The organism is Brachybacterium halotolerans subsp. kimchii (genome assembly GCF_020792675.1).
Taxonomy (GTDB): Bacteria; Actinomycetota; Actinomycetes; order Actinomycetales; family Dermabacteraceae; genus Brachybacterium; species Brachybacterium halotolerans.
Window position 1 is genome coordinate 1,364,224 of the sequence record NZ_CP086254.1, and the last position, 26,994, is coordinate 1,391,217.

At 69.7% G+C, this 26,994-nt stretch carries 25 protein-coding genes, 1 tRNA gene and 1 pseudogene; 16 read left to right on the plus strand and 11 right to left on the minus strand.

Annotated features, from left to right (window positions below):
- Window positions 1-132: 132 nt before the first annotated feature.
- Together Bra3105_RS06175 and Bra3105_RS06180 are read left to right on the plus strand one after the other, a co-directional pair.
- Window positions 133-369 carry an SHOCT domain-containing protein gene (locus tag Bra3105_RS06175; RefSeq protein WP_152352135.1) on the plus strand — a complete coding sequence of 79 codons (237 nt, stop codon included), beginning with the start codon at window positions 133-135 and terminating at the stop codon, window positions 367-369.
- Window positions 366-1,868, plus strand: coding sequence for a multicopper oxidase family protein (locus Bra3105_RS06180; protein ID WP_228359031.1), 1,503 nt, complete (start codon window positions 366-368; stop codon window positions 1,866-1,868). The genes Bra3105_RS06175 and Bra3105_RS06180 overlap by 4 nt, the downstream gene beginning before the upstream one ends.
- Here Bra3105_RS06180 and Bra3105_RS06185 read toward each other — a convergent pair.
- A protein-coding gene (locus Bra3105_RS06185; RefSeq protein ID WP_407650884.1) for an IS3 family transposase occupies window positions 1,838-3,102 on the minus strand; the annotation gives its coding sequence in 2 pieces (ribosomal slippage) (window positions 1,838-2,760 and window positions 2,760-3,102; 1,266 coding nt in all). The genes Bra3105_RS06180 and Bra3105_RS06185 overlap by 31 nt on opposite strands.
- Before the next feature lie 69 nt (window positions 3,103-3,171).
- On the opposite strand from Bra3105_RS06185, the pseudogene Bra3105_RS06190 reads away from it, so the two are divergent.
- Together Bra3105_RS06190 and Bra3105_RS06195 are read left to right on the plus strand one after the other, a co-directional pair.
- A pseudogene (locus Bra3105_RS06190) lies at window positions 3,172-3,273 on the plus strand (multicopper oxidase domain-containing protein); the annotation flags it as partial.
- Window positions 3,274-3,495: 222 nt separating this feature from the next.
- Window positions 3,496-5,676 (plus strand): heavy metal translocating P-type ATPase, encoded by a 2,181-nt coding sequence (locus Bra3105_RS06195; RefSeq protein ID WP_228359032.1) that lies wholly within the window; start codon window positions 3,496-3,498, stop codon window positions 5,674-5,676.
- A gap of 152 nt (window positions 5,677-5,828) precedes the next feature.
- Here the strand turns inward: Bra3105_RS06195 and Bra3105_RS06200 are convergent, their stop codons facing one another.
- From Bra3105_RS06200 to Bra3105_RS06215, 4 genes are all read right to left on the minus strand, one after another.
- Window positions 5,829-6,143 carry a hypothetical protein gene (locus Bra3105_RS06200; protein WP_122943351.1) on the minus strand — a complete coding sequence of 105 codons (315 nt, stop codon included), beginning with the start codon at window positions 6,141-6,143 and terminating at the stop codon, window positions 5,829-5,831.
- A gap of 240 nt (window positions 6,144-6,383) precedes the next feature.
- Window positions 6,384-6,456: transfer RNA gene (locus tag Bra3105_RS06205), tRNA-Lys, on the minus strand.
- Window positions 6,457-6,601: 145 nt separating this feature from the next.
- On the minus strand, window positions 6,602-7,252 hold the full coding sequence (locus Bra3105_RS06210; RefSeq protein ID WP_228359033.1) for a hypothetical protein: 651 nt from the start codon (window positions 7,250-7,252) through the stop codon (window positions 6,602-6,604).
- Window positions 7,253-7,369: 117 nt separating this feature from the next.
- Window positions 7,370-7,912, minus strand: a complete 543-nt coding sequence (locus Bra3105_RS06215; RefSeq protein WP_228359034.1) for a universal stress protein — start codon at window positions 7,910-7,912, stop codon at window positions 7,370-7,372.
- A 218-nt stretch (window positions 7,913-8,130) separates the two neighbouring features.
- Between Bra3105_RS06215 and Bra3105_RS06220 the strand changes: the two genes are divergently transcribed.
- From Bra3105_RS06220 to Bra3105_RS06235, 4 genes are all read left to right on the plus strand, one after another.
- Window positions 8,131-8,859 carry an IMPACT family protein gene (locus tag Bra3105_RS06220; RefSeq protein WP_228359035.1) on the plus strand — a complete coding sequence of 243 codons (729 nt, stop codon included), beginning with the start codon at window positions 8,131-8,133 and terminating at the stop codon, window positions 8,857-8,859.
- A 258-nt stretch (window positions 8,860-9,117) separates the two neighbouring features.
- A complete protein-coding gene (locus Bra3105_RS06225; protein ID WP_228359036.1) occupies window positions 9,118-10,467 on the plus strand; it encodes an inorganic phosphate transporter in 1,350 nt (449 codons plus the stop codon).
- A gap of 1 nt (window position 10,468) precedes the next feature.
- On the plus strand, window positions 10,469-10,753 hold the full coding sequence (locus tag Bra3105_RS06230) for a hypothetical protein (RefSeq protein ID WP_228359037.1): 285 nt from the start codon (window positions 10,469-10,471) through the stop codon (window positions 10,751-10,753).
- A 32-nt stretch (window positions 10,754-10,785) separates the two neighbouring features.
- Entirely contained in the window at window positions 10,786-11,562 is a 777-nt protein-coding gene (locus Bra3105_RS06235) for a DUF3349 domain-containing protein (RefSeq protein WP_228359038.1), read from the plus strand.
- A 123-nt stretch (window positions 11,563-11,685) separates the two neighbouring features.
- On the opposite strand, the gene Bra3105_RS06240 is transcribed toward Bra3105_RS06235, so the two are convergent.
- Window positions 11,686-11,970 carry a GlsB/YeaQ/YmgE family stress response membrane protein gene (locus Bra3105_RS06240; RefSeq protein ID WP_228359039.1) on the minus strand — a complete coding sequence of 95 codons (285 nt, stop codon included), beginning with the start codon at window positions 11,968-11,970 and terminating at the stop codon, window positions 11,686-11,688.
- Between the two features lie 172 nt (window positions 11,971-12,142).
- On the opposite strand from Bra3105_RS06240, the gene Bra3105_RS06245 reads away from it, so the two are divergent.
- Window positions 12,143-16,063 (plus strand): Pls/PosA family non-ribosomal peptide synthetase, encoded by a 3,921-nt coding sequence (locus Bra3105_RS06245; protein WP_407650913.1) that lies wholly within the window; start codon window positions 12,143-12,145, stop codon window positions 16,061-16,063.
- A gap of 28 nt (window positions 16,064-16,091) precedes the next feature.
- Window positions 16,092-17,423 (plus strand): M1 family metallopeptidase, encoded by a 1,332-nt coding sequence (locus Bra3105_RS06250; RefSeq protein WP_228359041.1) that lies wholly within the window; start codon window positions 16,092-16,094, stop codon window positions 17,421-17,423.
- Between the two features lie 80 nt (window positions 17,424-17,503).
- On the opposite strand, the gene Bra3105_RS06255 is transcribed toward Bra3105_RS06250, so the two are convergent.
- Window positions 17,504-18,028, minus strand: a complete 525-nt coding sequence (locus Bra3105_RS06255) for a 4'-phosphopantetheinyl transferase family protein (RefSeq protein ID WP_228359042.1) — start codon at window positions 18,026-18,028, stop codon at window positions 17,504-17,506.
- A gap of 23 nt (window positions 18,029-18,051) precedes the next feature.
- Window positions 18,052-18,375 (minus strand): hypothetical protein, encoded by a 324-nt coding sequence (locus Bra3105_RS06260; protein WP_228359043.1) that lies wholly within the window; start codon window positions 18,373-18,375, stop codon window positions 18,052-18,054.
- 457 nt (window positions 18,376-18,832) lie between these two features.
- On the opposite strand from Bra3105_RS06260, the gene Bra3105_RS06265 reads away from it, so the two are divergent.
- The 3 genes from Bra3105_RS06265 to Bra3105_RS06275 are packed head-to-tail and all read left to right on the plus strand — an operon-like array spanning window position 18,833 to window position 21,368.
- Window positions 18,833-20,044 (plus strand): MFS transporter, encoded by a 1,212-nt coding sequence (locus Bra3105_RS06265; RefSeq protein ID WP_228359044.1) that lies wholly within the window; start codon window positions 18,833-18,835, stop codon window positions 20,042-20,044.
- Window positions 20,044-20,751, plus strand: a complete 708-nt coding sequence (locus Bra3105_RS06270) for a helix-turn-helix domain-containing protein (protein WP_228359045.1) — start codon at window positions 20,044-20,046, stop codon at window positions 20,749-20,751. The genes Bra3105_RS06265 and Bra3105_RS06270 overlap by 1 nt, the downstream gene beginning before the upstream one ends.
- Before the next feature lie 2 nt (window positions 20,752-20,753).
- Window positions 20,754-21,368, plus strand: a complete 615-nt coding sequence (locus Bra3105_RS06275) for a hypothetical protein (RefSeq protein WP_228359046.1) — start codon at window positions 20,754-20,756, stop codon at window positions 21,366-21,368.
- Between the two features lie 40 nt (window positions 21,369-21,408).
- On the opposite strand, the gene Bra3105_RS06280 is transcribed toward Bra3105_RS06275, so the two are convergent.
- Window positions 21,409-22,329: a CPBP family intramembrane glutamic endopeptidase gene (locus tag Bra3105_RS06280; RefSeq protein WP_228359047.1), complete on the minus strand. Its 921-nt coding sequence runs from the start codon at window positions 22,327-22,329 to the stop codon at window positions 21,409-21,411.
- Entirely contained in the window at window positions 22,313-22,675 is a 363-nt protein-coding gene (locus Bra3105_RS06285; protein ID WP_228359048.1) for a hypothetical protein, read from the minus strand. The genes Bra3105_RS06280 and Bra3105_RS06285 overlap by 17 nt, the downstream gene beginning before the upstream one ends.
- Before the next feature lie 232 nt (window positions 22,676-22,907).
- Here Bra3105_RS06285 and Bra3105_RS06290 point away from each other — a divergent pair, with 232 nt between their 5' ends.
- Window positions 22,908-23,645 (plus strand): MerR family transcriptional regulator, encoded by a 738-nt coding sequence (locus tag Bra3105_RS06290; RefSeq protein WP_228359049.1) that lies wholly within the window; start codon window positions 22,908-22,910, stop codon window positions 23,643-23,645.
- Window positions 23,646-23,790: 145 nt separating this feature from the next.
- Here Bra3105_RS06290 and nrdF read toward each other — a convergent pair whose 3' ends face one another.
- Window positions 23,791-24,762: a class 1b ribonucleoside-diphosphate reductase subunit beta gene (gene nrdF, locus Bra3105_RS06295; RefSeq protein WP_228359050.1), complete on the minus strand. Its 972-nt coding sequence runs from the start codon at window positions 24,760-24,762 to the stop codon at window positions 23,791-23,793.
- A 234-nt stretch (window positions 24,763-24,996) separates the two neighbouring features.
- On the opposite strand from nrdF, the gene Bra3105_RS06300 reads away from it, so the two are divergent.
- Both Bra3105_RS06300 and Bra3105_RS06305 read left to right on the plus strand, forming a co-directional pair.
- Complete coding sequence (locus tag Bra3105_RS06300; RefSeq protein ID WP_228359051.1) at window positions 24,997-26,352, plus strand: sensor histidine kinase; 1,356 nt, start codon at window positions 24,997-24,999, stop codon at window positions 26,350-26,352.
- The gene (locus Bra3105_RS06305; RefSeq protein ID WP_228359052.1) at window positions 26,340-26,981 is read left to right on the plus strand and encodes a response regulator; all 642 of its coding nucleotides are present in this window, start codon (window positions 26,340-26,342) and stop codon (window positions 26,979-26,981) included. Before Bra3105_RS06300 ends, Bra3105_RS06305 begins: the two co-directional genes overlap by 13 nt.
- The last annotated feature ends 13 nt before the right edge of the window (window positions 26,982-26,994 follow it).

Sequence of the window (26,994 nt, forward strand, 5' to 3'; positions counted from 1 at the left end):
CCGAGCGTCTACGGAGGCGCAGACGGACTATATGGACCAGATCTTGAGGAACTCTCGACGAGAACTTCGCCCGCCCCGGGGGAATCTGATGTGGACCGTGCCGCGTACGTACTCGACCAAGGGAGACCCTCGATGATGCCGACCGATGCGATGTCGTGGCTGATGTGGGCGATGGTCGCCGGTCTCCTCGTTCTCCTCTGGGCCTCGGCACTGCTGCTGGCACGCACCGTGCTGCCCGGGCGCCCCCGACGCGCTCGGGACGAGAACGAGGCGATCGGGGAACTCTCCCTGCGCCTGGCTCGAGGAGAGATCACGGCCGACGAGTTCGAGCAACGGCAACGACTGGTCTTGAACGCATTTCGGCCATGACACCACCCCCTCACTCCAGAAGGACTACACCTGTGAAGACCTTTTCCCGCCGCACCGTGTTCACCGGAGGCCTCGGCGCGGCAGCGCTGACACTCGCGGCATGCGGTAACCGCACCACCCCGACTGAGGCGGGGACCTTCGCACCGCCTCCTGCCCTTACGCCGAAAGCCGGTCAGAACGTCGTCACCCAGACCCTCACCGCGGCACCGACGACGGTGGACCTCGGAGGGAAAACGGTCTCGACCTGGGCATACGGCGAGAGCCTCCCCGGGCCGCTGATCCGCGCCACGGCCGGCGACCTGCTGCACATCACGCTCGAGAACCGCCTTCCCGAGACCTCCACGATCCACTGGCACGGCATCCGACTGCACAACGCAGCCGACGGGGTGCCGGGGATGACGCAGGACGCCGTCGAGCCGGAAGCCTCTTTCACCTACGAGTTCGTCGCCCCCGACCCCGGCACCTACTTCCTCCACTCCCATGTCGGCTTGCAGCTCGACCGCGGGCTCTACGCACCACTGATCATCGATGATCCCGACGAACCCGGTGACTACGACGCGGAATGGATCGTGACCCTCGATGACTGGATCGATGGCACCGGGCAGACCCCAGACGAGGTCCTGGCCGCGCTCACCGGCGCCGGGCCCTCAGATGCCGGCGGCATGGACCACGGCGACATGCCCATGGGCGACGACGGACCCGGCAGCATGGACCACGGCGGCATGCCGATGGGGGGCGAGCCCTGGGGCGACGCGGGTGACGTGGCCTACCCCCACTTCCTCGTCAACGGCCAGGTTCCCGAAGCGCCGGAGATCTTCGAGGCGAAGCCTGGCCAGCGCCTGCGCGTCCGCCTGATCAACGCCTCCGCCGACACCATCTTCGCCCTCGCGCTCGGCGACCACGACCTCTCCGTCACCCACTCGGACGGATTCGCCGTCGAACCCGTCACCGCCAAGGCGCTCTATCTCGGCATGGGTGAACGGTACGACGTGGTGGTCACCGTGAAGGACGGCATGTTCCCTCTGGTGGCCCGTCCTGTCGGGAAGACCAGCGGCGGCCAGGGGCTCGCGGTGCTGAGGACCGGCTCCGGTTCCGTTCCCGCTCCGAACGTCCAGGTCAGAGAGCTCGACGGGGAGGTTCTCATCGGGTCCACCCTGGAACCGGCCGAGACCGCGCGGCTCGAGGACCGCGCCGTCGACACCGAACTGGAGCTTGCGTTCCAAGGCTCGATGCAGCCCTACCGCTGGGCAATCAACGGAAGACCCTACGGGCAGAACACTCCGCTCGGCATCCGCGAAGGACAGCGGGTGCGGATCATCGCGTCCAACCAGACGATGATGACCCATCCCCTGCACATCCACGGCCACACCTTCGCCCTGCCCTCCGGTCTCCGCAAGGACACCGTGCTGCTGGCACCCATGGAATCGGTCGCCGGGGCCTACCCCCGGTTCGTGGACGCGGGGGTCGTTTACGCTGCGAGCGCTAGCTTAGCGGTGTAGGCGCTCTCGTAGGCGTTGGGGGACAGGTAGCGGCACCAGGAATGGCGGCGCTTGGTGTTGTAGCGGGTCAGCCACCGGAACATCTTGCGGTGGGCGGTGAGCTCGTCGGTGAAGCACGCGGCGTCGCGGAGGACCTCGCGCTTCGCGGTCGCGTTGAACGATTCGGCCATCGCGTTGTCGGCGCTGGAGCCGACAGCCCCCATCGACTGGACCACGCCGAGCCGCTGGCAGAGCTCGGCGTATGCCTTGGAGGTATAGACCGACCCGTGGTCGCTGTGGAAGATCGCCCCGGCCAATGATCCGCGGGTCGCGGCGGCGGCCTTGAGCGCGTCGGCGACAAGGTCGGTGCGCATGTGATCGGCCAGAGCCCAGCCCACCAGGCGGCGGCTGTAGCAGTCGATCACGGTGGCGAGATAGAGGTTCCCGCCCCCGCCAGCCTCGGACAGCGGCAGGTAGGTGATGTCTCCGACGTAGCGCTGGTTCGGCGCCTCGGCGGTGAAGTCCCGACCCAGCAGGTCGGGGACGACCTGGTCGGCTGGCTCCGGCACCGTCGTGCGGTGCTTGCGCTTCTTGACGAAGCCACTGAGTCCGGCCTCGCGCATCACGCGGGCGACTCGCTTGTGGTTGACCCGGTCCTCGGGCGAGACCGCGTCGTTGAGCTCGACCGTGATCCGCGGGACGCCTTGAGCATCGTCCTTGGCGTGGATGACGCGGATCCGCTCCAGCAGACCAGCATCGGACTCCGCTCTCGCGGCTCTTCCCGCGGCACCTGTCTGCCAGGCGTAGTAGGAGGAGCGCTCGATCTCGACGAGCTCGCACAGTCGCTTCACCGGGTAGGTGGTGGAGTTCTCGGCGACGAACTGGAAGCGACTCACCAGCGCGTCTCCCCGGCGAAATACTTAGCCGCCTTCTGGAGGATCTCCCGCTCCGTGGTGAGCTTTGTCGTCTCCGCTCTGAGCTGGGCGTTCTCCGCTTCCAACCGGGCCACGCGCTGCTCGAGCGGCTCATCGGGATCCGGCGTTGCAGCGATCGGCGCGGATCGCAACGGACTGTCGGTCAGCGTGCCGTCAGCCGCGGTCTTCTTCCCGGACCCGTGGGTCTCCAGCCACTGCCGCAGCGTGCCCCGGACGATCCCGAGATCCTCCGCGATACCGCGGACCGTCGCTCCCGGGGTCGACTCATACAGGTCAACCGCCTGCTGGCGGAACTCCTCGGAGTAGTGCTTCCTAGCCATAGTTCATGATCTCGCTTCCCCAGCAAATGCTGGAATCAGCGTGTCCACGAACAAGGGTCAGGCCCCGCCCTCGACTTCGATGCGGACAATCCGGGTCGATGGGCGGCACACTGCCACAACGCTTACCACCAGGAAGCCGGCATGATGACAGGGATCGATTACGCATCCTGACGCCGTGCGTTCCGGCCCCCGGCGCCGAAGAAGGCTGACATTGGTGTCGCTCTCCTGGGCCTCGCTCAAGGGTGAGCGGGCCAGCAGGTCGGAGTCAGCGGCTTGGACTCTGGCGCCGACGTGATATCTCGAGTGCCACACCTCCGCACCTGGATCACGCCGATGCTCACAGCGGACTCCAACCCCTCGACACATACCCCCCAGGGGTATATGGTCAGGCGTATGAACGCTGGCAACCCCACACACCGTCACGCCCACGGAGAACCCGACATGCAGCACCCTCATCCCTCCCACACATCTCCCGGCACCGGCATTGCTGAGCGCGACGCATCCGACGCGAATAGCGACGATGGATCTCACGGCGACCATGAGGACCACTCAGGCCACGAGGGTCACTCAGGACATGGTGGCCATTCCGGTCATGGAGACCACGTCGGGCAGTTCCGGCGGTTGTTCTGGATCAACCTGATCATCGCGGTCCCAGTTGTCGCATTCTCGCCGATGTTCGCGATGCTGCTCGGCTACAGCGTTCCCGATCTTCCCGGCGCGATGTGGATCGCCCCGCTCCTCGGCACCGTCATGTACATCTGGGGCGGCCGCCCGTTCCTCACCGGCGCAGTCTCCGAGATCCGCTCCCGTCAACCCGGAATGATGCTCCTGATCGGGCTCGCGATCACGGTTGCGTTCATCGCCTCCTGGGGAGCCACCCTTGGCCTCCTCGACCACCAGCTGGAATTCTGGTGGGAGCTCGCCCTGCTGATCGTCATCATGCTGCTGGGGCACTGGGTCGAGATGCGATCCCTCGCCCAGACGACCTCCGCGCTCGACTCCCTGGCCGCACTGCTTCCCGACATGGCAGAACGCATCGACGGTGACGAGATCGTGAATGTCTCACCGACTGAGCTGCAACACGGGGATCTGGTCCTGGTGCGCCCGGGGGCGAGCGTCCCGGCCGACGGCACGATCCGCGAAGGCCGCGCCGACGTGGACGAGTCCATGGTCACCGGCGAGTCCCGTCCCGTGACGCGCTCCACCGGAGACTCCGTCGTGGCGGGGACCGTCGCCACGGATTCCAGCCTGCGCATTGAGGTCACCGCCACCGGTGACGACACCGCCCTCGCCGGCATCCAGCGCCTGGTGACCGAGGCGCAGAACTCCACCTCCCGGGCACAGCGCATCGCAGACAAGGCATCGGCCTGGCTGTTCTGGTTCGCTCTCGGCGCTGCCGTGATCACGGCAATCGCCTGGTCACTGCTCGGAATGCCCGATGAGGCAGTGGTCCGCACGGTGACCGTCCTGGTCATCGCCTGCCCCCACGCCCTGGGGCTCGCGATCCCGCTGGTGGTCTCGATCGCGACAGAGCGGGCTGCCCGCGGCGGCGTCCTGGTGAAGGACCGCCTGGCGCTGGAGGCGATGCGCACCGTCGACGCCGTCCTGTTCGACAAGACCGGCACTCTCACCAAGGGCGAGCCCGTCCTCGCTGAGATCATCACCCGCGGCGCGGAGGAGACCGACGTGCTGGCCCTGGCAGCTGCCGCCGAAGCCGAGAGCGAGCATCCGCTCGCCCGCGCCATCATCGCCAAGGCGCAGGCCGAGGGAGTCCGGATCCCGACGGGCTCCGACATCAGCTCTACCCCTGCCTTGGGAGTGAGCGCCCAAGTAGATGGAGACGAGATCCGCGTAGGCGGCCCCCGCCTGCTCGAGGAAACCGGAGCACGCGAGATCGAAGACGCTGAGGCCTGGCGCCAGGAGGGCGCGATCATCCTCCACGTCCTCCGGGACGGCGAGGTGATCGGCGGTCTCAAGCTCCACGACGAAGTGCGCCCCGAATCTCGCGAAGCCATCGATGCCCTGCACAGCCTGGGGGTCGAGGTCGTCATGATCACCGGCGACGCCGAGGCGGTCGCGAACAGCGTCGGCCGTGAGCTCGGCATCGACCGTATCTTCGCCGGGGTACGTCCCGAGGACAAGTCCTCGAAGGTCGCCCAGCTCCAGAAGGAGGGCAAGAAGGTCGCGATGATCGGCGACGGCGTCAACGACGCCCCCGCCCTCGCCCAGGCCGATGTCGGCATCGCCATCGGGGCCGGCACCGACGTCGCGATCGCCTCGGCCGGTGTGGTGCTTGCCAGCTCCGATCCTCGCTCGGTGCTCTCAGTGATCGAGCTCTCCCGCGCCGCCTACCGGAAGATGAAGCAGAACCTCTGGTGGGCAGCCGGCTACAACCTTATCTCCGTGCCGCTCGCCGCCGGAATCCTCGCCCCTATCGGATTCGTGCTGCCCATGTCCGTCGGCGCGATCCTCATGTCCCTGTCCACCGTCGTCGTCGCGATGAACGCCCAGCTCCTGCGACGCCTCGACCTGCACCCGGAAGCAACTGTCGCGGCCCTGCGCGACCGACGCTGATCCCGCTCACAGAACGGAACCTCTCATGATCGTCGTCAACGCAGTACTCCACGATCAAGGCCCACCATGAGCGTCGAGACGACACCGAGAATCGGAACCGGCCATTAATCCCGCAACTCGCGCGATGACGAAAGGGGGATGCCCCGATGGCTTTAGAGGTCGAGGATCGGATCCATTGAGCTGATGCTCTTGCACCTCTTTCTCGCGTACGCAATTTCACGCCGCGTTGCCGATCCGAGGTATCCGCTTTCGCTCACCACTCGCACCTCGTCCGACACGTCGATACGGCGTAGATGCAGCTCCCCCAGAGCCTCACGTCGGGCTGGTGTCAGGTCTTCATCGATCGCCTCGGGGGCGAGCACGATCATCCCGAGCGCAGTAAGACGACGCCGCTCCGACTCGAACAGGCTCTGGAAGCGCAGCGAACCGCAGAGGCAGACAACTCTGGGCCGTTCGGCGGCACTCATGCACATACCTCCGTGACTGAGGAGCTGATGTTCGGAATGCTCGCCCGCCCTCCACCAGGACGTGGAGCACTGTGGCCGAGGCATTCTGAATCTGTCCCGACGGCGCTCGCGGAGTGGCGAAGGATCGGTTGCTGTCACCCCTCGTCCCGCACAGCACACACAGCCGCGTTGCTGTCAGCGTTGCTGTCATTGCCCATTTTGGGGCGAGGCCCGCAACCACGAACATAGTCCTGACCAGGGTGGGCCCGGAGGGGATCGAACCCTCGACCCGCGGATTAAAAGTCCGATGCTCTGCCAACTGAGCTACAGGCCCGTGCCCGACCGACGGGCCCGTCCATCCTATCCGCGCGCGCCCGCAGCACGCACGTCGGCCCTCCGTCCCACCTGGTCGAACAGCGGACTGATCAGCTGGTCGAACGGGCGGAGCGAAGGGCCGACGGATGGGCTGTGCAGACGACTCAGAACGCCGGGTTCTGCGCCTTCTTGGCCTTGCTGCGGCCGACGAAGAACAGGATCACGCCGACCACGAGGAGCAGGAAGCCGAACCCGCCGACGAGGAGACCTCCGATGATGCCGCCGACGCTGCCGACGATCCCGCCCACCGACACAGGGGGCGCGACCATGACCTCGTTCGGGGAATCGCAGGTGATGGTGTACTCCTGCGTGGACTTCGCGGTGAAGGAGCCGAAGGACTCCCAATCGGTCCCCTCCGTGGTCACGGTGCTCTTCTGGTTCACGGTGCCGGTATCGGGATTGGTGCCGTCCGCGCCAACGATGGTGCAGCTCGGACCCGTCTCGCCCTCGTGCACGTAGGCCTGCATGTCCTTGCCGGCCTCGAGCTCGATCGTGGCGGACCCGTTGAAGACGGTGCTGTTGTCCGAGACGTCGCTCGCGACGCCGACGACCTTCACGATCGCGACCACGAAGACGACGATGCCGATGAGGCACAGGACGAGCCCGACGATCAGCATGATCAACCCGGCCTTCTTCATGCCCTTGCCGGGCACCTTGCCGTCGACGCCGGGGGTCTGAAGGCCGGGGAACCCGCTCGGAGACCCGGGGCCGCCCTGTGGGCTACCGGGGTACTGGGGCTGGGCGGGCATGCTCACGGGGATCTCCTTCGTCGAAATGGTGCAGCTCACACGGTATCGGACGCGCCCAGCTCATGCCCAGAACTCGATCAGGTTCTGGCCAGGCGCTGAGGACGGGGGCCGGTGTAGGGCCCTTCAGGACTGCGCCTCACCCATCCACGGCAGGTCGTCGTCATGGCCGACCACGCACAGCGGGACCACCACGATGGGCCGTACCTGCTTGTGGGAGAGCTGGGTGGCGACGGAGCCGTTGATGAACTCGCGCATGGAGTCCCGCAGTCCGGGCTTGCGGGTGCCCAGCACGAACATCAGCGCGTCGACGTCCTCGGCGACCTCGTGCAGCTCGACGGTCGGGGTGCCGCGCCGCGGTACGGCCCTCCAGCTCACGTCGGTCGCGCCCACGCCCTCCTCGATGACCTTCATGAGGTCCTCGGGGAAGAAGGGCTCCTCGATTTCCGCGGCGAGGCCCGCCGCGTACAGGGACCCCTGCGGGGTCTCACCCAGGGCGAGCATCGTCGATTCGACGTACACGCAGGTGAGGGTCGCATGGAAGGCCTTCGCGTACTGCGCCGCCGTCGAGATCACCGTCCGTGATCTCTCGTCGACCACCCCGACCACGATCTGTCGGGGTTCGCCGCTGCGGGGCGCGTCTCCGGACTGCTCGGGGGCTGCGTTCACGACGGACCACTTCCTTCCGGCGCCTGCGGCCGATGCCGCAGGATCTGACGGTCGACACCGGCTTCCTCGCCGGTGACCCCATTGTGCCCCTCGACGGGCCCGGATGGGGGAGGTCGAAGGTCCCGACCTGCACGGAGGACGCATTCGGGGTCGGAGACGCGCTCGGGGTGGATCTGCGGGACCCGCCGACGGTCGGACCGGATCCGTAGACTGCCGGGATGGAATCCGAGGAGACGCCGACGGAGACCTCTCCCCCGCCGTCCGGGCCGGCCCCGGTCCGCACCCTCGCCCGGCCGGTCGAGGACGAGCTGATCGAGAAGAAGTCCCGCTTTCTCGCCCAGCTGCACCCGGTCTCCTCGACAGAGGAAGCCGACGCCCTGCTGCGCGCCGCCCGCGCCGCGCACCCCGGCGCCCGCCACCACTGCTCCGCCCTCGTGCTGTCCGAGCAGGCCACGGGCTCCGGCCCCGTGCAGCGTTCGAACGACGACGGAGAGCCGTCGGGCACCGCCGGGATGCCGATCCTGCAGGCGCTCCTGCACGCGGACCTCACCGACACCCTGGCGATCGTGGTGCGCTGGTTCGGCGGCGTGAAGCTCGGGGCGGGCGGTCTGGTGCGCGCCTACACCGCGGCCGTCGAGCAGGCCCTCGACGGCGCCCCGCTCCTCGAACGCGTCCAGCGCAGCGAGATCGCGCTCGAGGTGCCGTTCACGGACGTCGGCCTCGCGGAGAACGCGGTGCGCCACTGGGCCGACGTCCACGGCGCCGCCGCCGAGGTGCACGCGACCGAGTACGCCGAGGCCGGGGCGCGGCTGCGCCTGCTCATCGACCCCGCGCTCGCGGAGGATCTCGATCAGGACGTAGCGGCCTGGTCCCAGGGCCGCTTCGTCCCGCGCGAGATCGGCCGGCGCAGCGCCGACGTCCCCGTCCCGCCGTCGACTCCGCGCTGAGTCGGCCCCGCGCCGAGTCGACCTCCTGCTGAGTCGCCCCGTCGAGTCTGCCCGCACCGAGTCGACCTCGCGGTGAACGCGGTGAACAGGAGGCGACGGCGAACCGGACATTCCACGCCCCCTGGAATGCCAGGTCACCCCCACCTCCTGTGACTTCGCGTACAGGCAGGCACGAACGCCCAGGAACCGGGTGAACGGAAGGTGAACGGCCCCGGGGAGAACTGGCACCCCTCTCGACCCCGGGAGCACACTGGCCGCATGACAGGTGACATCGTCATCCTCGCCCTGCTCATCATCACGGCAGTGGCCTTCGACTTCACGAACGGCTTCCACGACACCGGCAACGCGATGGCCACGTCCATCGCCACGGGGGCCCTCAAGCCCAAGACCGCCGTCACGCTCTCCGCGATCCTCAACGTGATCGGCGGGTTCCTGTCCGTCGAGGTCGCGGTCACCGTGACCACCTCGGTGCTGAAGATCCAGGACTCCGACACCGGAGCGCTGATCACGGGCCTGGACGCGGAGACGGCGATGTTCATCATCTTCGCCGGACTCGTCGGCGGCATCCTCTGGAACCTCGCGACCTGGCTGTTCGGGATCCCCTCCAGCTCCTCCCACGCCCTGTTCGGCGGCCTCATCGGCGCCGGCCTCGCGGCCCTGGGCACCGTGGGCATCAATTGGGAGGGACTGATGATCAAGGTCATCATCCCGGCCCTCCTCTCCCCCTTCATCGCCGGCGCGATCGCCGCGACGGCCGCCTGGCTCGTCTTCCGCGTCACCGCGAACGTGAGCGAGGAGCGCCGCGAGAAGGGCTTCCGCTACGGCCAGATCGCCACGGCCTCGCTGGTCTCCCTCGCCCACGGCACGGGCGACGCGCAGAAGACCATGGGCGTCATCGCCCTGGGCCTCATCGCCCACGGCACCCTCTCCGACCAGGAGATCATCGACAACGGTCTGCCGCCGTGGATCATCATCGTCTGCGCCGGCGCGATCGCGCTCGGCACCTACATGGGCGGCTGGCGCGTCATCCGCACCCTCGGCAAGGGCCTCGTCGAGCTCGACTCCCCGCAGGGCATGGCCGCGGAGGCCTCCTCCGCCGCCATCATCCTCACCTCGAGTCACCTGGGCATGGCCCTGTCGACCACGCACGTGGCCACCGGCTCGATCGTCGGTTCCGGCGTCGGCCGTCCCGGCGCGCAGGTCCGCTGGGGCGTGGCCGGACGCATGGCCGTGGGCTGGCTGCTGACGCTCCCGGCCGCGGCCGTGGTCGGCGCCATCACCTACTTCATCGGACACCTCGTGGGCGGCGTCGGCGGAGCCTTCCTGGTCTTCGCGATCCTGCTGGCCGTCGGCGGATACATCTACTACCGCTCGCAGCTGCAGAAGGTCGACGCGGGCAACGTCAACGACGACTGGCAGGACGGGGCCGAGGCCCCCTCCACGCTCACCGTCGAGGACGGTGCCGCGGTCGAGGCGCCCGTCGCGGGCTCCTCCTCCGACGCGGATGTCCCGGTCCCGTCGGCCGCCGTCTCCGCCCCGCACCCCGCGGACCAGCGGGAGCAGCGGCAGAAGACTCCCGTGCCCACGTCGACCAGGAAGGACTCCTGACATGTCCGCAGAGTTCATCGAGATCGTCACCGGCACCCTCAAGGTCCTCGGCGTCGGACTGCTGCTCGGCGCGGGCCTCCCGCTGCTGTTCTCCCTGGGCATCAAGCTGCAGGACCACGGCGAGGGCGGCGAGGAGCGCGACGGCACCGTGATCGCCGCCAACCCCGCGGCGCGCGTGGGCGCGTGGATCATCTTCGCGGTCGTCGCGCTGGTCATCCTCTACGGTCTGCTGTTCATCACCAAGGGCAGCATCGACCACTACCTGGGCATCCAGCTGCCCCTCTGAGGGGCGTCCGAGATCGAGGGGCAGAGGACACCATGAACAACCCGTTGAGCATGATCCTGGACTGGCTGCGCGTGGGCTATCCCGACGGCGTGCCGCCCAAGGACTTCTATCCACTGCTCGCCCTGCTCACGCACAATCTGAGCGAGGAGGAGCTCGAGAAGATCGTCGGCGAGCTCAAGCGCGAGAACCCCGAGGGCGAGGTCAGCCAGGAGGACGTGCGCGGAGCGATCGGCCGCGTGACCTCCGCTCCCGTCACCGAGGACCATGAGCGCGAGGTCGCCGAGCGCCTCGCCGACGCCGGCTGGCCCGTGGACGAGGAGTCCGCCGAGGTCGCCCGCGCCCTCGCGGCCGACGGCGGCGTCGACGGCGCGGACGACGGTCGCATCGAGGGTGCTGCCGAGCAGAGCGCGAGCGATGCGCAGGTGCAGTCCTCCGCGCCCTCGCCGGCGCAGTCCTCCGCGGCCCCGGCGCAGCCGCAGCCCTCCGCGGGGCCCGGGCGGACGCACGCCGCGGCCTCCTCGAACTCCGTGCAGCGGATCATCGACTGGCTCTCCGCCGGGTACCCGGCGGGGATCCCGGCGACGGACCGCCTGCCGCTGCTCGCGCTGCTGCGCCGCCAGCTCACGGACGACGAGGCCAAGGAGATCGCCTCGCACCTCGTGGACGAGGCGGGCCACCGCATCGTCGACCCGACCGACGCGGGCGTCGCGATCACTCACTACACCAACGACCTGCCCACCGAGCAGGAGATGCGGCGCGTCGCCGAGCACCTCGCGGAGCAGGGCTGGCCGCTGGGCGAGAGGCGCTGACGCCCTCCCCGACTCCTCCCCGCACGCGCACGAGCGCCCGATGCCTTCCGGCATCGGGCGCTCGTGGTTCCGGCGTGGGGGTCGGGATGCTCCGCAGGTCCCGGCCGTCGGGACCCTGCGGTGTCAGGCGCGGTTCTTGGTGACCAGCCCGTAGACCACCATGACGATGATCGCTCCCACCACGGAGAGCAGGATCGTGCCGATGCTCCAGGGGTTGTTCATGATCCCGCTGATGCCGTTGCCGCCGAAGAGGCCGCCGATGAATCCGCCGACCACGGCGCCGATGACACCGAGGATGATCGTCATCCCGATGCCCATCGCCTGCTTGCCGGGCAGGACGGCCCGTGCGATGAGGCCGATGATGGCACCGATGATGATCCAGGAGATGATGAGTCCGATGAGGCTCATGGGGAAGCTCCTTCCTCTCGGCCCGCGGATGCGGACCCGTGAGTCCCCATGGTCCCACACCTGCCGCGCGATCACCTGCGCCATGTCCCGTCAGCGCGACGGTGAACAGGATTTCACCTGCTGGTCACACGGGTTCCCGATGCCTCACGTCGATGCCGCGTTCGGCGCGTCGATGGCCGACAATCGTGCTGTGACAGCCCCTGTGCCCTCGCTGCAGGCGGGAGACCGCGCCCCCGCGCCCCGCACCCTCGTCGACGTCTTCCGCGAGACCGTCGCCGCCCACGGCGACGCGCTCGCGATCGACACGGGGCTCGAGCCCCTCACCTACTCCCAGCTGGACGCCGCCGCGACCGAGGTCGCCGGCCGGCTCGCCGCGATCGGCGTGGGCCCGGGCTCCCGGGTGGGCGTGCGCATCACCTCCGGCACGCCTGACCTGTACATCGCGATCATCGGCACGCTGCTCTCCGGTGCCGCCTACGTCCCCGTGGACGCCGAGGACCCCGACGAGCGCGCCCGCGTGGTCTTCGAGGAGTCCGCCGTGGCCGCGGTGCTCGGCGACGACCTCGCGCTCACGCAGACGGGCACGAGGTCCGACGAGTCCGGGTCCCACGCGACCGGGATCGACGGCCCCGCCGAGACCTCCGCGGACCCCGTCGACCCCTCCCCCGCGGACGACGCCTGGATCATCTTCACCTCGGGATCGACCGGCAAGCCCAAGGGCGTGGCCGTCTCCCACCGCAGCGCCGCCGCCTTCGTCGACGCCGAGTCGCGACTGTTCCTGCAGGACGCGCCGCTGGGCCCGGGCGACCGCGTGATGGCGGGACTGTCCGTCGCCTTCGACGCGAGCTGTGAGGAGATGTGGCTGGCCTGGGGCCACGGGGCCTGCCTCGTCCCGGCACCGCGCTCCCTGGTCCGCTCGGGGGTTGACGTCGGCCCCTGGCTGCTCGCGAACTCCGTCACCATCGTCTCGACCGTCCCCACCCTGGTCTCGCTGTGGCCGGACTCCTCGCTCGAGGCCGTGCGCCTGCTCATCATGGGCGGCGAGGCCTGCCCGCCCGAGCTCGCAGCGCGCCTCCAGGCCCCCGGCCGGGAGGTCTGGAACACCTACGGGCCGACGGAGGCGACGGTCGTCGCCTGCGCCGCGCAGCTCGACGGCACTCCCCCGGTGCGCATCGGCCTGCCCCTGGACGGCTGGGACCTCGCCGTCGTCGACGAGAACGGCGAGCCGGTCGCCGAAGGGGCGACCGGCGAGCTCATCATCGGCGGCGTGGGCCTGGCCCGCTACCTCGACCCCGCGAAGGATGCCGAGAAGTACGCGCCCATGCCCGCGCTCGGCTGGGAGCGCGCCTACCGCTCCGGGGACCGCGTGGTCAACGACCCGGTCGGCCTGGTGTTCGCCGGCAGGGCCGACGACCAGATCAAGCTGGGCGGGCGGCGCATCGAGCTCGGCGAGATCGACGACCAGCTGCTGCGGCTGCCGGGCGTGGTCTCCGCTGCCGCGGCCGTGCGCTCCACGAAGTCCGGCAACACCCTGCTCGTCGGGTACCTGACGGCCGACGACTCCTTCGACGCCGACACCGCCCGCGCCCTGCTGCGCGAGCGCATGCCCGCCGCGCTCGTGCCGCGCCTGGCCGTGGTCGAGGACATGCCCACGCGCACCTCCGGGAAGGTCGACCGCGACGCCCTGCCCTGGCCCCTGCCGTCAGCCCCGGGGTCCGCCCGCGACCTCGAGGGCACCGCCGCCTGGATCGCCGAGATCTGGTCCGACGTGCTGGGCGCCCGCGCCACCTCGGTGCGCGACGACTTCTTCGACCTCGGCGGGGGCTCGCTCACGGCCGCGCAGGTCGTCGGCAGGCTGCGGGAGATGCACCCGGAGGTCGCCGTCGCCGACGTCTACGCGCACTCCACGATCGACTCCCTCGCGGCCGCGCTGGACGCGATGGGCACCTCGAGTGCACGCAACGAGGACGAGGCGCCTCCTCTGCGCCGCGGCTTCCAGGCCGCCCAGCTGGTCCTGCTGCTGCCGCTGCGGGCGATCGCGGCACTGCGCTGGCTCACCTGGCTGATGATCGCCTCGACCCTCGCCTCCGGACCGCTCGGCGTCGCCTGGGCGCCGACCCTTCCCCTCGCCGTGCTCCTCCCTGCGGCGATCGTGCTCCTCGTGCCTCCCGTGCGGATGACCCTCGCCGCCCTGCTCGCGCGGCTGCTGCTCGCCGGGATCCGGCGGCCCGGCACCCACCGGCGCGGAGGCCTCGCGCACCTGCGCCTGTGGTGCGCCGAGCGCCTCCAGGAGGAGCTCGGGGCACTCGGCCTCGCGGGCGCCCCCTGGGTCCCGTACTACGCGCGCCTGCTCGGGGCGCGGATCGGGCGCGACGCGGATCTGCACGCGCTGCCGCCGGTCACCGGCCTGCTGCACATCGGCGCCGGCGCCTCCGTCGAGCCGGAGGTCGACCTCGCGGGCACCTGGATCGACGGCGACACCCTGCACATCGGCGCGGTGCGCATCGGCAAGCGCGCCCGCATCGGCGCCCGCAGCACGCTGGGACCCGGCGCGCACGTGGGCAGGGACGCGGAGATCGCCCCGGGATCGGCCGTGCTCGGCGACGTCCCCGCGGGCGAGTTCTGGTCCGGCTCCCCCGCCCGCCGGAAGGCCCGCGCCCGCGGGCCCTGGTCCAGCGAGCACCCGCACCGCGGACCGCTCTGGCAGGGCGTCTACGCGCTCGTCGCCCTGGTCATCGCGGCCCTTCCCGCCGTGGCCATCGCCGCGGGCGGGGCTGTGGCACTGCCTGCGGTCTCTTCTGCGCCGAGCCTCGGCGGGGCGGTCCTCGCGGCGCTCCCGTGGCTGCCGGTGTCCGCTCTCGTCGGATACCTCCTGCTGATCCTGCTGGTGCTGGCCCTCACCCGGCTCTTCGCGCTCGGCATCCGCCCCGGCCACCACCCCGTGCGCTCCCTGCCGGGCGTGCAGATCTGGGGCACGCTGCGCCTCCTGGACGAGGCCCGCAGCTGGCTGTTCCCCCTCTACTCGGGTGCGCTCACCCCGCTCTGGCTGCGCGCCCTCGGCGCGCGCGTGGGCAAGGGGGTCGAGGCCTCGACCGTGCTGCTGATCCCCAGCCTCGTGCAGGTCAGCGACCACGCCTTCCTGGCCGACGACACCATGGTGGGCCCCTACGAGCTCGGCGGCGGGTGGATCCGCGTGGAGCGGGTGAAGGTCGGCAAGCGCGCCTTCGTGGGCAACTCCGGCATGCTCGCCCCGGGCCGCAAGGTTCCCAAGAAGTCCCTGGTCGCCGTGCTGTCGGCCGCGCCCCGTCGGACCTCGGCGAAGGCCGGCGGCTCCTGGATGGGCAGCCCGCCGCGGCGACTGCGCCGCGCCGGGAGCGAGGCCGACGAGTCCCGCACGTACGCGCCGTCCCGTCGGCTGCGGATCTTCCGCGGGATCGTCGAGACCTGCCGGATCCTCCCGATGCTGCTGGCCGTGGTGCTGTGGGCCGCGGTCGGCGCGACCCTGCTGACCCTCGAGGCCAGGTACGGGCTCGGCGCCGCCGTGCTGCTGGGCGGGCCGGTGCTGCTCGCGGGGTCGATCACCGCCGCGGTGGTGTCGGTCCTCGCGAAGTGGCTGATCGTCGGCCGGCACCGGGAGGGCGAGCACGGGCTGTGGACGTCGTTCGTGTGGCGCAATGAGCTTGCCGACACCTTCACCGAGGTGCTGGCCGCGCCGTGGTTCGCGCGCGCCACGACCGGTACGCTCGCCCTGAACTGGTGGCTGCGCTCGCTCGGCGCCCGCATCGGCCGCGGCGTCTGGTGCGAGTCGTACTGGCTGCCCGAGACCGATCTCATCGAGCTCGGCGACGGCGCGACCGTGAACCGCGGCTGCGTGGTGCAGACCCACCTGTTCCACGACCGCGTGCTCAGCATGGACACGGTCGTGCTGGCCGAGGGCGCGACCCTCGGCCCCGGCAGCGTGATCCTCCCTGCGGCGCGGATCGACCGGCATGCGACCGTGGGCCCGGTGTCCCTGGTGATGCGCGGCGAGAGCGTGCCCGCGGGGACGCGCTGGCAGGGCAATCCGATCGGACCGTGGGAGGACGACGCATGAGGGGACGCAGCGTGAAGGGATTCGGCGCATGAGGGAGCACGGCGCGCACGCGCACGGCGGCGACGGCGCAGACCCCTACGTCCCGGGGCACGGCGACCGCTCCTACGGCGTCGAGCACTACGACCTCGACCTCGTCTACAAGGTCGACACCAACCGGCTCGAGGGCGAGGCGACGCTGCACTGCCGCGCCCTCGCGGAGGCGGACTCGATCCGTGTGGACCTGTACGGTCTCAGCGCCCAGAAGGTGCAGGTCGACGGCCGCGCCGTGAAGACCAGCCACCGCTCCGGCACGCTCACCGTGCGCACGCCGATCGTCGCCGGCCAGGAGTTCGTGCTGCGCGTGAAGTACTCCGGCAAGCCGCGACCGGTGCCCTCGCGGGTGCTCGGGGCGACGGGCTGGGAGGAGCTGACCGACGGCGTCATCGTCTCCGCGCAGCCCCACGGGGCGCCCTCGTGGTTCCCCTGCAACGACCGGCCCGACGACAAGGCGACGTACTCGCTGCACCTCGGCGCCCCACCGGACTACTGGGTCGCCGCCGCGGGCGAGCTCGAGGGCACGCGCCGCCGCAGCGCAGTGACCACGTGGACCTACCAGCAGCGCGTGCCGATGTCCACGTACCTGGCCACGGTGCAGATCGGCCGCTACTCCCCCGTCGACATCGCCCGCGCCGACGTCCCCGTGCGCACCCTCGTCCCGCTGGGCACGACCCCGGACGACCTCCTCGGCTCCTTCGCCCGCCAGGGCGAGATGCTCACCTTCTTCGCCGAGCTCTTCGGGCCCTACCCGTTCGCCTCGTACACGGCGGTGATCACCGAGGACGACCTCGAGATCCCGCTCGAGTCGCAGGGCCTGTCGACCTTCGGCGCGAACCTCGTGGACACCGACTGGGAGTCGGTGCGCCTGATCGCCCACGAGCTCTCCCACCAGTGGTTCGGCAACGCCGTCACCCTCTCCGCGTGGAAGGACATCTGGCTGCACGAGGGCTTCGCCTGCTACTGCGAGTGGCTGTGGGCCGAGCGCTCCGGCGTCTCCAGCGTGCAGGCCGAGGTCGAGAAGCACCACGCCCTGCTCGCCGAGCTCCCCCAGGACCTGCTGCTCGCCGATCCCGGGCCCGAGCTCATGTTCGACGACCGGGTCTACAAGCGCGGCGCCCTCACCGTGCACGCCCTGCGGATGCGCGTGGGCGACGGCGCGTTCTTCGCGCTCCTGCGCTCCTTCCTCGCCGAGCATGCCGGTGGGAACGTCACCACCGCGATGCTGCTCGAGCACGCGGAGCGCGAGAGCGGGCAGGAGCTCGGGGACCTCGCCGAGGCATGGCTCGAGTTGCTGCCGCTGCCGGAGTGCCCGCGACCGGCCTGATCCGGCGCGGAGTGCTCGGGGCCGACGGTCGGGACCGCGGCCGGCGCTGCCGGCATCACCGTCACGGCCGCACCGCGGCATCACAGCCGCGCGCAGGCGATCACGTGCCCCGGCGGAGCCGGCAGGTCCTCGACGGCGAAGTCGGCGAGCGCGATCGTGGACATCGCGCGGGCGAGCCCGACGCCGAGCGCCTTGAGGACCGCCTCCTTACCCGCCCACAGGCGCGCCCGATCCTCCGGCGTCCGATCGAGCCCGCGCTCGCTCGGGTGCAGCACGAGGTCGGGCGACCACAGCCGGTCGACGGCGGCGATCGACTCGATGTCCACTCCCACGGGGCCCTCACGTCGCACGGCCGTCACCAGGTGCGCGCCGGAGCGGGAGATGCTCACGGGGATGTCGGACGCGGCGTCGATGCGGGCCCAGGGCCGGCCGTGCGCCGAGGAGCCGCATCGCGGGCAGTGCCGACCGGTGCGCACCGCCGCCTCCTCCACGCCGCAGGTCTCGGCGATGCGCGCGCGCAGGATCGCATCGGCGTCGTCCTCGGCGCGATGCAGGGTGACGAGCGGGGACCCGTGACGGTGCTGGTGGGCGGCGGGAGCGGTCATGGCCGCCCCAGGATACGGGCCGCTCAGATGTCGTCCTCGCCCGCGGGGCCGCCCTCGTTCTCCCAGTTCTCCAGGCGGGTGACGGTGCGCGGGTTGAACTTCTGGCGCACGCCGTAGCCCACGCCGGCATGCTCGTCCACGGGCAGCAGCTCGACGCCGAACTCCGCGAAGGCGCGGTGCAGCAGGCCGCTCTCCTCCGCCGTGGCGAGGATCCGCCCCTGCTCGATGGCGCGCAGCCTCTCGAGGTCGATGTCGGTGTGCTCGGCGAGATCGGCGAGCGAGACCTGGGCGAGAGCCCGAGCCGCACGGGCCAGATCCGCAGTGATCAGGGCCTCTTGCGTGTTCATGGCTCCACTGTGGACCTCCCGCGCGCAAAGCACCAGTGCCCCGATGCCCCGACACCTCGATACTGCTCCGCCGGACCCGCAGTCTCCGAGATTCGCCGCATGGACACGGTGGATCTCGACCCGCATGTCCTCATCGCGCACTGATCGCTTCGAGGGTGGGCGGCCTGGCTCCGACGAGAGAGAAGCAGAGGGCCGCCTCGGGATCGAGTCCGTCCGGTGCAGCTCGGGGACGGATCCAGAGCTGATCGCCCACGCGCCGGAACCGCGCGCTCCGCTTCCACGCCCTCACGGAGATCAGCTCGGACGGGGAATGATGAGTCCGGCTTCGGCTCATCGCCACGGCGAGTCTCGCCGAGGTGACGCCCGCGAGGCCATGGCCTGCGAGGACTCGGCGCCGTCCACGATCTCCTCCGCACGGGCTTGACCCTGACGCGACGTCATCGTTTGGGCTTGTCCCATGACACGGATCGTCTTCTTCTACCTGGCCTCGTTCGGCACATCGCTGCTGGGCAACTCGATCACTGCGATAGCGCTCCCGCTGCTGGTCCTGTTCACCACGGGCAGTCCGCTGGGGGCTGGGGCCGTTGCCATCGCGGCAGCGTTGCCCGCCGCCGTCGCCGGACTGTTGGTGGGCTCGCTCATCGACCGGATCAACCGCCGCACCGCAGCGATCCTCTCCGATGTGATCTCGGCCCTGGCCCTGATCATCCTGCCCGTCATCGACCTCACCGTCGGGCTGAACCTGGGATGGTTCATCGCCGTGGCAATCCTGAATTCCTTCGGCGACGTTCCCGGCATCACCGCGCGAGAGGCGATGCTCCCCGCCATCGCTCATGCCGGCGGGATGGATCCTTCGCGGCTGATCGGCCTGCGGGAATCCCTCGCAGGAGTCTCGTTCCTGATCGGACCCGCCATCGCCGGCATCCTCGTCGCCTCCCTGGAGCCCGTGACGGTCATGTGGGCGACCTCCGGCATCGCCGCACTGGCGGCCCTGTTGACCCTCGTCATCCCCTCCCGCGCCTCGGGACTGCCCCGTGAGCGGCAGGGAGATCCTCGGCGCGAGACGCCCGGCTCCGTCTTCCACGGCCTGGCGGTCATCTTCCGCACACCGCTCCTGCGCGTCGTCGTCCTGTTGGGTCTCGCGCTGGCAGTCGTGCTCGCCGCCACGCAGGGCATGGTGATCCCGGTGCACTTCGCATTCCAGAACGAGGCCGGTCTCGTCGGGTTCGTCCTCAGCGCACTGGCCGCAGGCCTCCTCATCGGCGGTGGCCTCTTCGCCGTATTCGGAACCAGGATCCCGCGCCGGGGGTGGTTCACCACCGGGGTCATCGTCGTCGCCGTGGGATTCGTCGTCATCGGCATACTCGGACCTGTGTGGTCGATCTTCACCGGAGCGGCGATCGTCGGACTGGGCGGTGGCTGCATGAACGCCGTCGTCGGACTGACTTTCGTCGAGAACGTCGCAGATGCCGAACGCGGGAAGGTGCTGGGCGCCCAGAACGCCATCATGACTGTTGTCCCGGCAGTCGGCATCGGCGTGGCCGCTCTGCTCATCGAGATCGGCACCCTGCACCTGGCCACCACAGCTCTCGCCCTTCTGTGGATCGGCGCGGCCGCCCTGGCCCTGCTCAGTCCCAGCATCCGCCGATCAGGACAGGTGTCCGCCTGATGCGCATCTCAGAACTGGCAGAACTCGCCGGGGTGACGGTCCGGACCGTCCGCTACTACCACCAGGCAGGCGCGCTGCCCGAGCCGCCGCGTCGACCCAACGGGTACCGGGACTACACCGCGGATCATCTGGTGTCCGTGCTGAGGATCAGTCAGCTGACCGACTCCGGTCTGTCGCTGGCGCAGGCAGGAGCCGTGGCCGCAGACTCCGACTCTCCCTCCACCGAAGAGGCGCTGGATGAGGTGGACCGGGCCCTGGAAGCGAAGATCACGGATCTGACCGCACAACGCGAACGGCTGGCCCGGGCGCGCGCCGGGCGCCACGTCGGACTCTCCAGGGCAGCAGCTGCGCTGAGCCTGACACCGGCCGATGTCCCGGTCGCCATCGCCCTCGCCCACCTCTACCGGGACCATCCGCAGATCGACGCTTTCGCCGATGCACTCGATGACCCGCAGATGCGGTCGGCCCTGGTGCGCTTGCAGGAGCGTTTCGACGCCATCGATGAGAACACCGGTGACGGCGAGCTCGAGGAGCTCATGGAGCAGGCGCAGTCGCTGGTCGACGAGGTCGCCGGTGGACTGCCCTCGCTGACGGAAGAGCAGGTGCAGGTGCTCCTCGACCTGGCAGAACGCGAGCTGAACGACCGGCAGAAGGACTTCATGCGCATCGAGTCGGGGCCGCAGTCCCACCCCGGAGAGGAATCCTGACCATGCGAATCTTCGACAGCTTCCGAACAGTCCTGCGCGCCAACTGGTACCCGTACCTGGTGTCCAATCTCGTCGTCTACGGCACGTTGCTGATGGCGATGATCGCGTCCGTCTACATCCCTGGTCTGCATGAGATCGGCCACCGGAACACCGAGGCCTTCCTCAGCTCGCCCGGGTCGTCCTTGGTCGTCGAGGCGTACGGCAGCGGCAGCATCGTCGAGCCCGCACTGCTGACTCTCCTCGCCAACCTCCTGTTCGCAGTACTGGGAACCACGACGCTGCCCTCGCTGATCGTTCCCTTCTTCGGTGTGGTCGCGACGATCGCACGGGCGATCTTCATCGGCATGCCGTACGCGCCGACATCACTCGAGGAGCTGATCACGGTGATCACCGTCTCGCCCGTGCTGCTGATCGAGTTCCAGGCCTATGTCCTGGCGATGCTGGGATCGATCATCCTCTGGCGATCGACCTTCGGCTACCGCCGACGCAATCTCTCATCGGCCTGGGAGGGGTACCTTGCCGGCGTCAAGGACAACCTGCGCCTCTATCCGATGATCATCATCGTGCTTCTGGTCAATGCGCTGGTCGAGGCCGTCACAGCCCTGTTCCTGCACTGAACCTCGATGCGCCGTCAGGGCTCTCCCGCGTGCAGGGCCTTCAGCGCTGATGTCGGGTGCGGTGCTTCTCGAGCTGCCAGACAGTGACGATGGCGATGGCTTCCGCGAGGAGGAACACCAGCATGTACGGTCCGCCGGCGCCACCGCTGCGGTCCTGAGCGATGCCGCCGCCGTCGGCGAACAGGGCGCCGATGCCGTAGGCGAAGACATTGTTCATGACGTGGAAGGCGATCGAGGCTTCGAGACCCCGGCTCAGCAGAGCCATGACCGCGGTGCTCGCCCCGAGGCCCAGGTAATTCAGGATCATCCACGGATCCAGGCTGGTGTGGACGATGGCGAAGAGGACGCTCGAACCGGTGATGCCCACGATCAGCGCGGGGCGGGAAGCGCGGATCCACGACGCGTAGGAAGCGGTGAGGACTCCGCGGAAAGCGACTTCCTCCGCCGCGGCCTGCAACGGCGTGGTCAGCACCAGCACCACCAGCAGCGCGATGGTCGTGCCGGAGACGGCGAAGAAGGACAGCGGCGAGGGGTTGATCAGCTGGACCGCGATGTTGGCGAGGACCATCAGCACCGCGAAGAGGCCGACGTACATCACCAGCCGACGCCACCGGAAAGCCCGCCCGGCGCTCAGTGCGGATCGCCAGGGCACCCGCCCGACCTTGGCGAGCAGGAGGAGCGCGAGCGGGGCGATCAGGATGATCGCGAGATTCGTCGCGAGGAAGGACAAGGGGGTCAGCGAGGCGCCATCGGGATCCTCGCCCAGCAGGGCGACCTCGACGATGGCGGCGGCACCGCCCAGCAGCAGTTGGAGGCCGTAGACCGCCGCGACGACGACGATCGTCAGCACCAGCGGGACCCACCACCGCATCGACAGGTGCGCGCCGAATGGACGATTCCCATCGACGGAAGAGGGCGCGCTCGAGGTGTTGGTGAGGGACGGGTCAGGAGTCGTGGTCATGATGGTCCTTCGGGGAGAGTGAGCTGGACGGAGCGGAGCCGTCATCCGTGGTGGTGGCGAAGCGTCGCCAGATGGTGCCGAACAACAGCCCGATCGAGCCGCTCAGCGCCGCGACGACGATCGCGTTGGTGAGGGCGGTGACGGGGACCGCGCCGACGAGAACGAACATCGAGATGAAGAACGCGATGAGGCACAGCACGGCGATGGCTCGGTCTTGGAACCGCGTCAGAGCCCTTCCGAGTCGGCTGCGCAGTTCGGGGGTGTTCGCGCGGTTGTCGAGAAACAGCGCGATGAGCAGGAGGGGGACGACCTGCATCGCGCCCTCGTAGATGAGCGAGTCATCCATCGTGGCTCCGTGTCCGGTCCGGGCTTGCGAAGGCGGGATCGCGCGAGACCTCCTGGACCTCGAGCCGATCGGGGTTCCGTCCAGTGCCGGTCATGTGGGGGCTCCTACGCGAAGGCGGGTATGTGCACCACCATCGGAAACCGTGCCCTGGGGGCACGGTCAAGGAAGCGCTTCCGATTCCCTCGCTCATCCACGAGGATGGAGACATGTCTGCTCCCCCTGGTGACCGCTGATGGCGTGGAGCACGCGCCGACTCGCGGACCTCGCGGACACGACCGTGAAGGCCATTCGGCACTACCACGCGACCGGTGTGCTCGAAGAGCCCGCACGGGCGGCCAACGGCTACAAGCAATACCGCACGGCCCACCTGGTGCGCCTGCTGCAGATCAGACAGCTCCGGGACCTGGGGATGTCGACGGCGGAGATCCGGTCGACGATCGATTCGGACGACCTGTTCTTCGACACAGTGCGCTCGCTCGACGCACGGCTCTCCGCCTCCATCGAACGTCAGCAGAAGATCCGGGCCGACCTCGCCGAGCTGCTCGCTCACCGCACCGGACCGGACGTCCCCGTAGGGTTCGAATCCATCGCGGACAGTCTCACCGAGCCAGATCGGGCGGTGATCGCCATCAGCGCACTGCTCTACGACGAACAGGGCATGCGGGACCTGCGCGAGATCGCCGAAGACCACCAGGACGCCGACATCGGGTTCAACGAGCTTCCGGCCGATGCCGACGCCGAAGCCATCCGTGCCGTCGCCATTCGGCTGGCGATGGTGCTGCGCGGGATCCACGAGGACTACCCGGGCACTCGCACTCCGCCTCGGCCGACGAATGTGCGCGAACGCGAGGCGCTGCACGCCCTCTACCAGTCGCTGCCCGACCTCTACAATCCTGCGCAGATCGAAGTCCTCGGACAGGCGTTCCGCCTCTCGCAGGAGGATGGCTCCTCGGACGAGACCGGCAGCTGAGGAGAGCTGTCGCGTCCGGCGCCGAGCCGCTGGGGCGGGCTCTGACGGGAGCACACGCGAGGCCCGGACCCGCAGAAGTCTGCAGGTCCGGGCCTCGCATGTGCTCCGTCGGCGGGGATCCCCGGCGACGTGCGCGGTCAGCGGATCAGAAGTCCCAGTCGTCGTCCTCGGTATCGACGGCCTTGCCCATGACGTAGCTCGAGCCGGAGCCGGAGAAGAAGTCGTGGTTCTCGTCGGCGTTCGGCGAGAGGGAGGCGAGGATCGCCGGGTTGACCTCGGTCTGGTCCTGCGGGAAGAGCGGGTCGTAGCCGAGGTTCATGAGCGCCTTGTTCGCGTTGTAGCGCAGGAACATCTTGACGTCCTCGGTCCAGCCGACCGGGTCGTACAGATCCTCGGTGTACTCCTCCTCGTTGTCGTAGAGGTCCATGAGGAGGGAGAACGTGTAGTCCTTGAGCTCCTCCTGGCGCTGGGACGAGGCCTTCTCCATCGCCTTCTGGAACTTGTAGCCGATGTAGTAGCCGTGCACGGCCTCGTCTCGGATGATCAGACGGATCACGTCGGCCGTGTTGGTCAGCTCGCCGTGGCTGGACCAGTACATGGGCAGGTAGAAGCCGGAGTAGAAGAGGAAGGACTCGAGCAGCGTCGAGGCGACCTTGCGCTTCTCCGCGTCGTCGCCCTGGTAGTAGCCCATGACGATCCGGGCCTTCTTCTGCAGCGCCTCGTTGTGCTCGCTCCAGCGGAAGGCCTCGTCGATCTGCTTGGTGTGCGAGAGCGTCGAGAAGATCTGCGAGTACGACTTCGCGTGCACGGACTCCATGAACGCGATGTTCGTGTACACCGCCTCCTCGTGCGGGGTCACCGCGTCGGGGATGAGCGAGACCGCGCCGACGGTGCCCTGCACCGTGTCCAGCAGCGTCAGGCCGGTGAAGACGCGCATCGTGAGGGTCTGCTCGCCCTCGCTGAGGCGCCCCCAGGACTGGATGTCGTTGCTGATCGGAACCTTCTCGGGGAGCCAGAAGTTCCCGGTCAGACGGTCCCAGACCTCGAGGTCCTTGGGGTCGGGGATGCGGTTCCAGTTGATGGCCTGGACCGACGTCTTCAGGTGATCGGAGTTCACCGCTGCCTCACGTTCGCTCTGGGGATGCTTGGGGTCGTCGCTCCCCAGTCTAGGTGCCGTGAGCGGCCTCCCGGGCGGACCTCCAGGCCGCCCAGCGCGTCTGTGGCGGAGTCGACCGTCGGGGCTCCGACGCGGTCGCATCGGCCCCCATCGGGGACTCGTCGGGCCAGCCCGACAGCGCATCGGCCGGGTGACAGGATGGGGCTCCGGCCTCCCGACGACAAGACTCGAGCCATGACCTCCTCCTCGACGCATGCTCCCTCCCCGACCTCCGGATCGACGATGCCCGTCGACGGCGCGCCCGAGGCCGCCGAGCACCGCAGCTTCCTCGCCCGCTGGGCGGGGACGATCGTGCGCGCCTTCCTCTACGCGGTCCCCGCCTTCGTGCTGGGCATCGTCGGATTCGTCCTGACCATCACCCTGCTCGCGGTGGGCGTGGGCACGGTCGTGGTCTGGGTGGGCCTGCCGATCCTCATCGCCGCCCTGATGGTCGCCCGGGGCTTCGCGGGCGCCGAGCGGGGCATGCAGCGGGTCCTGCTGCAGCGTCCTCTGCCGCGGCCCATGCGCCGGCGCGTAGCGCCGGACGCCGGCTGGGTGCGCCGCATGCTCACCCCGCTCGCGGATCCTCAGTCGTGGCTGGACTGCCTGTGGACCCTCGTGCACCTGCTGCTGAGCGCCGTCACGTTCCCCGTCATGGTCGCGTGGTTCGCAGGAGCCCTGGGCACGGTGCTGGGGCCGCTCGCCTCGATCATCCTGCGCCTGGTCCTGCCCGCGGACGAGATGAACGGCCTCGGCGAGCTGATCGGCTTCCACGGCGCCCTGGCCACGGGCATCGACCTCGGCCTGCAGTTCGCGGGCGGCCTGTTCTTCCTGCTCACCGCCTACCCCGTCGCCCGGGGCGTGACGGCGGTGCACCACGCCGTGGGCTACGGCCTGCTGAGCTCCCGCTTCGAGGAGCAGCAGCGCCTGGCCCGCACCGAGGAGTCGCGCGACGCCGGACGCGCCGCGGAGTCCGAATCCCTGCGCCGGCTCGAGCGGGATCTGCACGACGGGCCTCAGCAGGGGATCGTGCGGGCGACGATGGACCTGGCCCGCGCCGAGCGCCTCGCCCCGTCGGACCCCGAGCGATCCCGGAGGATCCTCGCGGAGACCCGCGAGATGCTGGGGACGACCCTCGAGGACCTGCGTCGGCTCTCCCGCGGGATCGCCCCGCCGATCCTCGTGGACAGGGGCCTCGCGGCGGCCCTCGCCGAGCGCGCCGCCCTGTGCCCCGTGCCCGCCACGGTCGACTGCCCGGAGATCGACCTCCCCGAGCACGTGGAGATCGGCATCTACTACGTGGTCTCCGAGGCCCTCGCGAACGCCGCCAAGCACTCCGGGGCGAGCGCCGTGCAGGTGCGCGTGAGCCGCGAGGCGGGCAGCGCGCGGACCGTGATCGTCGACGACGGCCGCGGAGGCGCGAGCATCTCCGCCGGCCACGGCCTCGCCGGTCTCGCGGGCCGCGTCGCCTCGCTCGAGGGGACGCTGCAGGTCGACTCCCCCGCCGGACAGGGCACCCGGATCGAGGCGGTGATCCCGTGCGCCTCGTGATCGCCGACGACTCCGCGCTGCTGCGCGAAGGACTGCGCCTGCTGCTCGAGGACGCCGGGCACGACGTCGTGGACTCCGCGGCCGACGGCACGGAGCTCGTGGCCCGCGCCCTCGAACACCGGCCCGACCTCGTGATCGCGGACATCCGCATGCCCCCGAGCCACAGCGACGAGGGTCTGCGCGCCGCCCACGAGATCCGCCGCACCTGGCCCGAGGCGCCGATCATGCTGCTCAGCCAGTACGTCGTCGTGGCCTACGCTGCCGAGCTGATCGGCGCCGGCGCCCCGGCGACCGGCTACCTGCTCAAGGACCGGGTGAGCGACATCGGCCGCTTCCTCGAGTCCGTCGAGCGGGTGGCGGGCGGCGGCGTGGTCATGGACCCCGACGTCATCGCGCAGGTCCTCGCGTCCCAGCGCCGCTCCCCTCTCGACGAGCTCACCCCGCGCGAGCGCGAGGTCCTCGAGCTCATGGGCGAGGGCCTCACCAACGCCGGGATCGCGGAGCGCCTGGTGGTCACGGAGGGCGCCGTGGAGAAGCACACCCAGCGCCTGTTCGCGAAGCTCGGGCTGAGCCCCGACGCGAGCGTCCACCGACGGGTGATGGCCGTGCTCACCCTGCTGGGCGGGTGATCCCGCGCGGGCA

Coding starts and splice junctions, on each gene's coding strand:
- Bra3105_RS06240 (WP_228359039.1), bottom strand. CDS start 11,970: ATGAGCCTCATCGGACTCATCATCTCCTGGATCATCATCGGTGCCATC.
- Bra3105_RS06235 (WP_228359038.1), top strand. CDS start 10,786: ATGAACAACCCGTTGAGCATGATCCTGGACTGGCTGCGCGTGGGCTAT.
- Bra3105_RS06285 (WP_228359048.1), bottom strand. CDS start 22,675: ATGGATGACTCGCTCATCTACGAGGGCGCGATGCAGGTCGTCCCCCTC.
- Bra3105_RS06280 (WP_228359047.1), bottom strand. CDS start 22,329: ATGACCACGACTCCTGACCCGTCCCTCACCAACACCTCGAGCGCGCCC.
- Bra3105_RS06275 (WP_228359046.1), top strand. CDS start 20,754: ATGCGAATCTTCGACAGCTTCCGAACAGTCCTGCGCGCCAACTGGTAC.
- Bra3105_RS06220 (WP_228359035.1), top strand. CDS start 8,131: ATGGAATCCGAGGAGACGCCGACGGAGACCTCTCCCCCGCCGTCCGGG.
- Bra3105_RS06270 (WP_228359045.1), top strand. CDS start 20,044: ATGCGCATCTCAGAACTGGCAGAACTCGCCGGGGTGACGGTCCGGACC.
- Bra3105_RS06290 (WP_228359049.1), top strand. CDS start 22,908: ATGGCGTGGAGCACGCGCCGACTCGCGGACCTCGCGGACACGACCGTG.
- Bra3105_RS06300 (WP_228359051.1), top strand. CDS start 24,997: ATGACCTCCTCCTCGACGCATGCTCCCTCCCCGACCTCCGGATCGACG.
- Bra3105_RS06245 (WP_407650913.1), top strand. CDS start 12,143: ATGGCCGACAATCGTGCTGTGACAGCCCCTGTGCCCTCGCTGCAGGCG.
- Bra3105_RS06260 (WP_228359043.1), bottom strand. CDS start 18,375: ATGAACACGCAAGAGGCCCTGATCACTGCGGATCTGGCCCGTGCGGCT.
- Bra3105_RS06175 (WP_152352135.1), top strand. CDS start 133: ATGATGCCGACCGATGCGATGTCGTGGCTGATGTGGGCGATGGTCGCC.
- Bra3105_RS06230 (WP_228359037.1), top strand. CDS start 10,469: ATGTCCGCAGAGTTCATCGAGATCGTCACCGGCACCCTCAAGGTCCTC.
- Bra3105_RS06180 (WP_228359031.1), top strand. CDS start 366: ATGACACCACCCCCTCACTCCAGAAGGACTACACCTGTGAAGACCTTT.
- Bra3105_RS06200 (WP_122943351.1), bottom strand. CDS start 6,143: ATGAGTGCCGCCGAACGGCCCAGAGTTGTCTGCCTCTGCGGTTCGCTG.
- Bra3105_RS06265 (WP_228359044.1), top strand. CDS start 18,833: ATGACACGGATCGTCTTCTTCTACCTGGCCTCGTTCGGCACATCGCTG.
- Bra3105_RS06250 (WP_228359041.1), top strand. CDS start 16,092: ATGAGGGAGCACGGCGCGCACGCGCACGGCGGCGACGGCGCAGACCCC.
- Bra3105_RS06195 (WP_228359032.1), top strand. CDS start 3,496: ATGAACGCTGGCAACCCCACACACCGTCACGCCCACGGAGAACCCGAC.
- Bra3105_RS06255 (WP_228359042.1), bottom strand. CDS start 18,028: ATGACCGCTCCCGCCGCCCACCAGCACCGTCACGGGTCCCCGCTCGTC.
- Bra3105_RS06225 (WP_228359036.1), top strand. CDS start 9,118: ATGACAGGTGACATCGTCATCCTCGCCCTGCTCATCATCACGGCAGTG.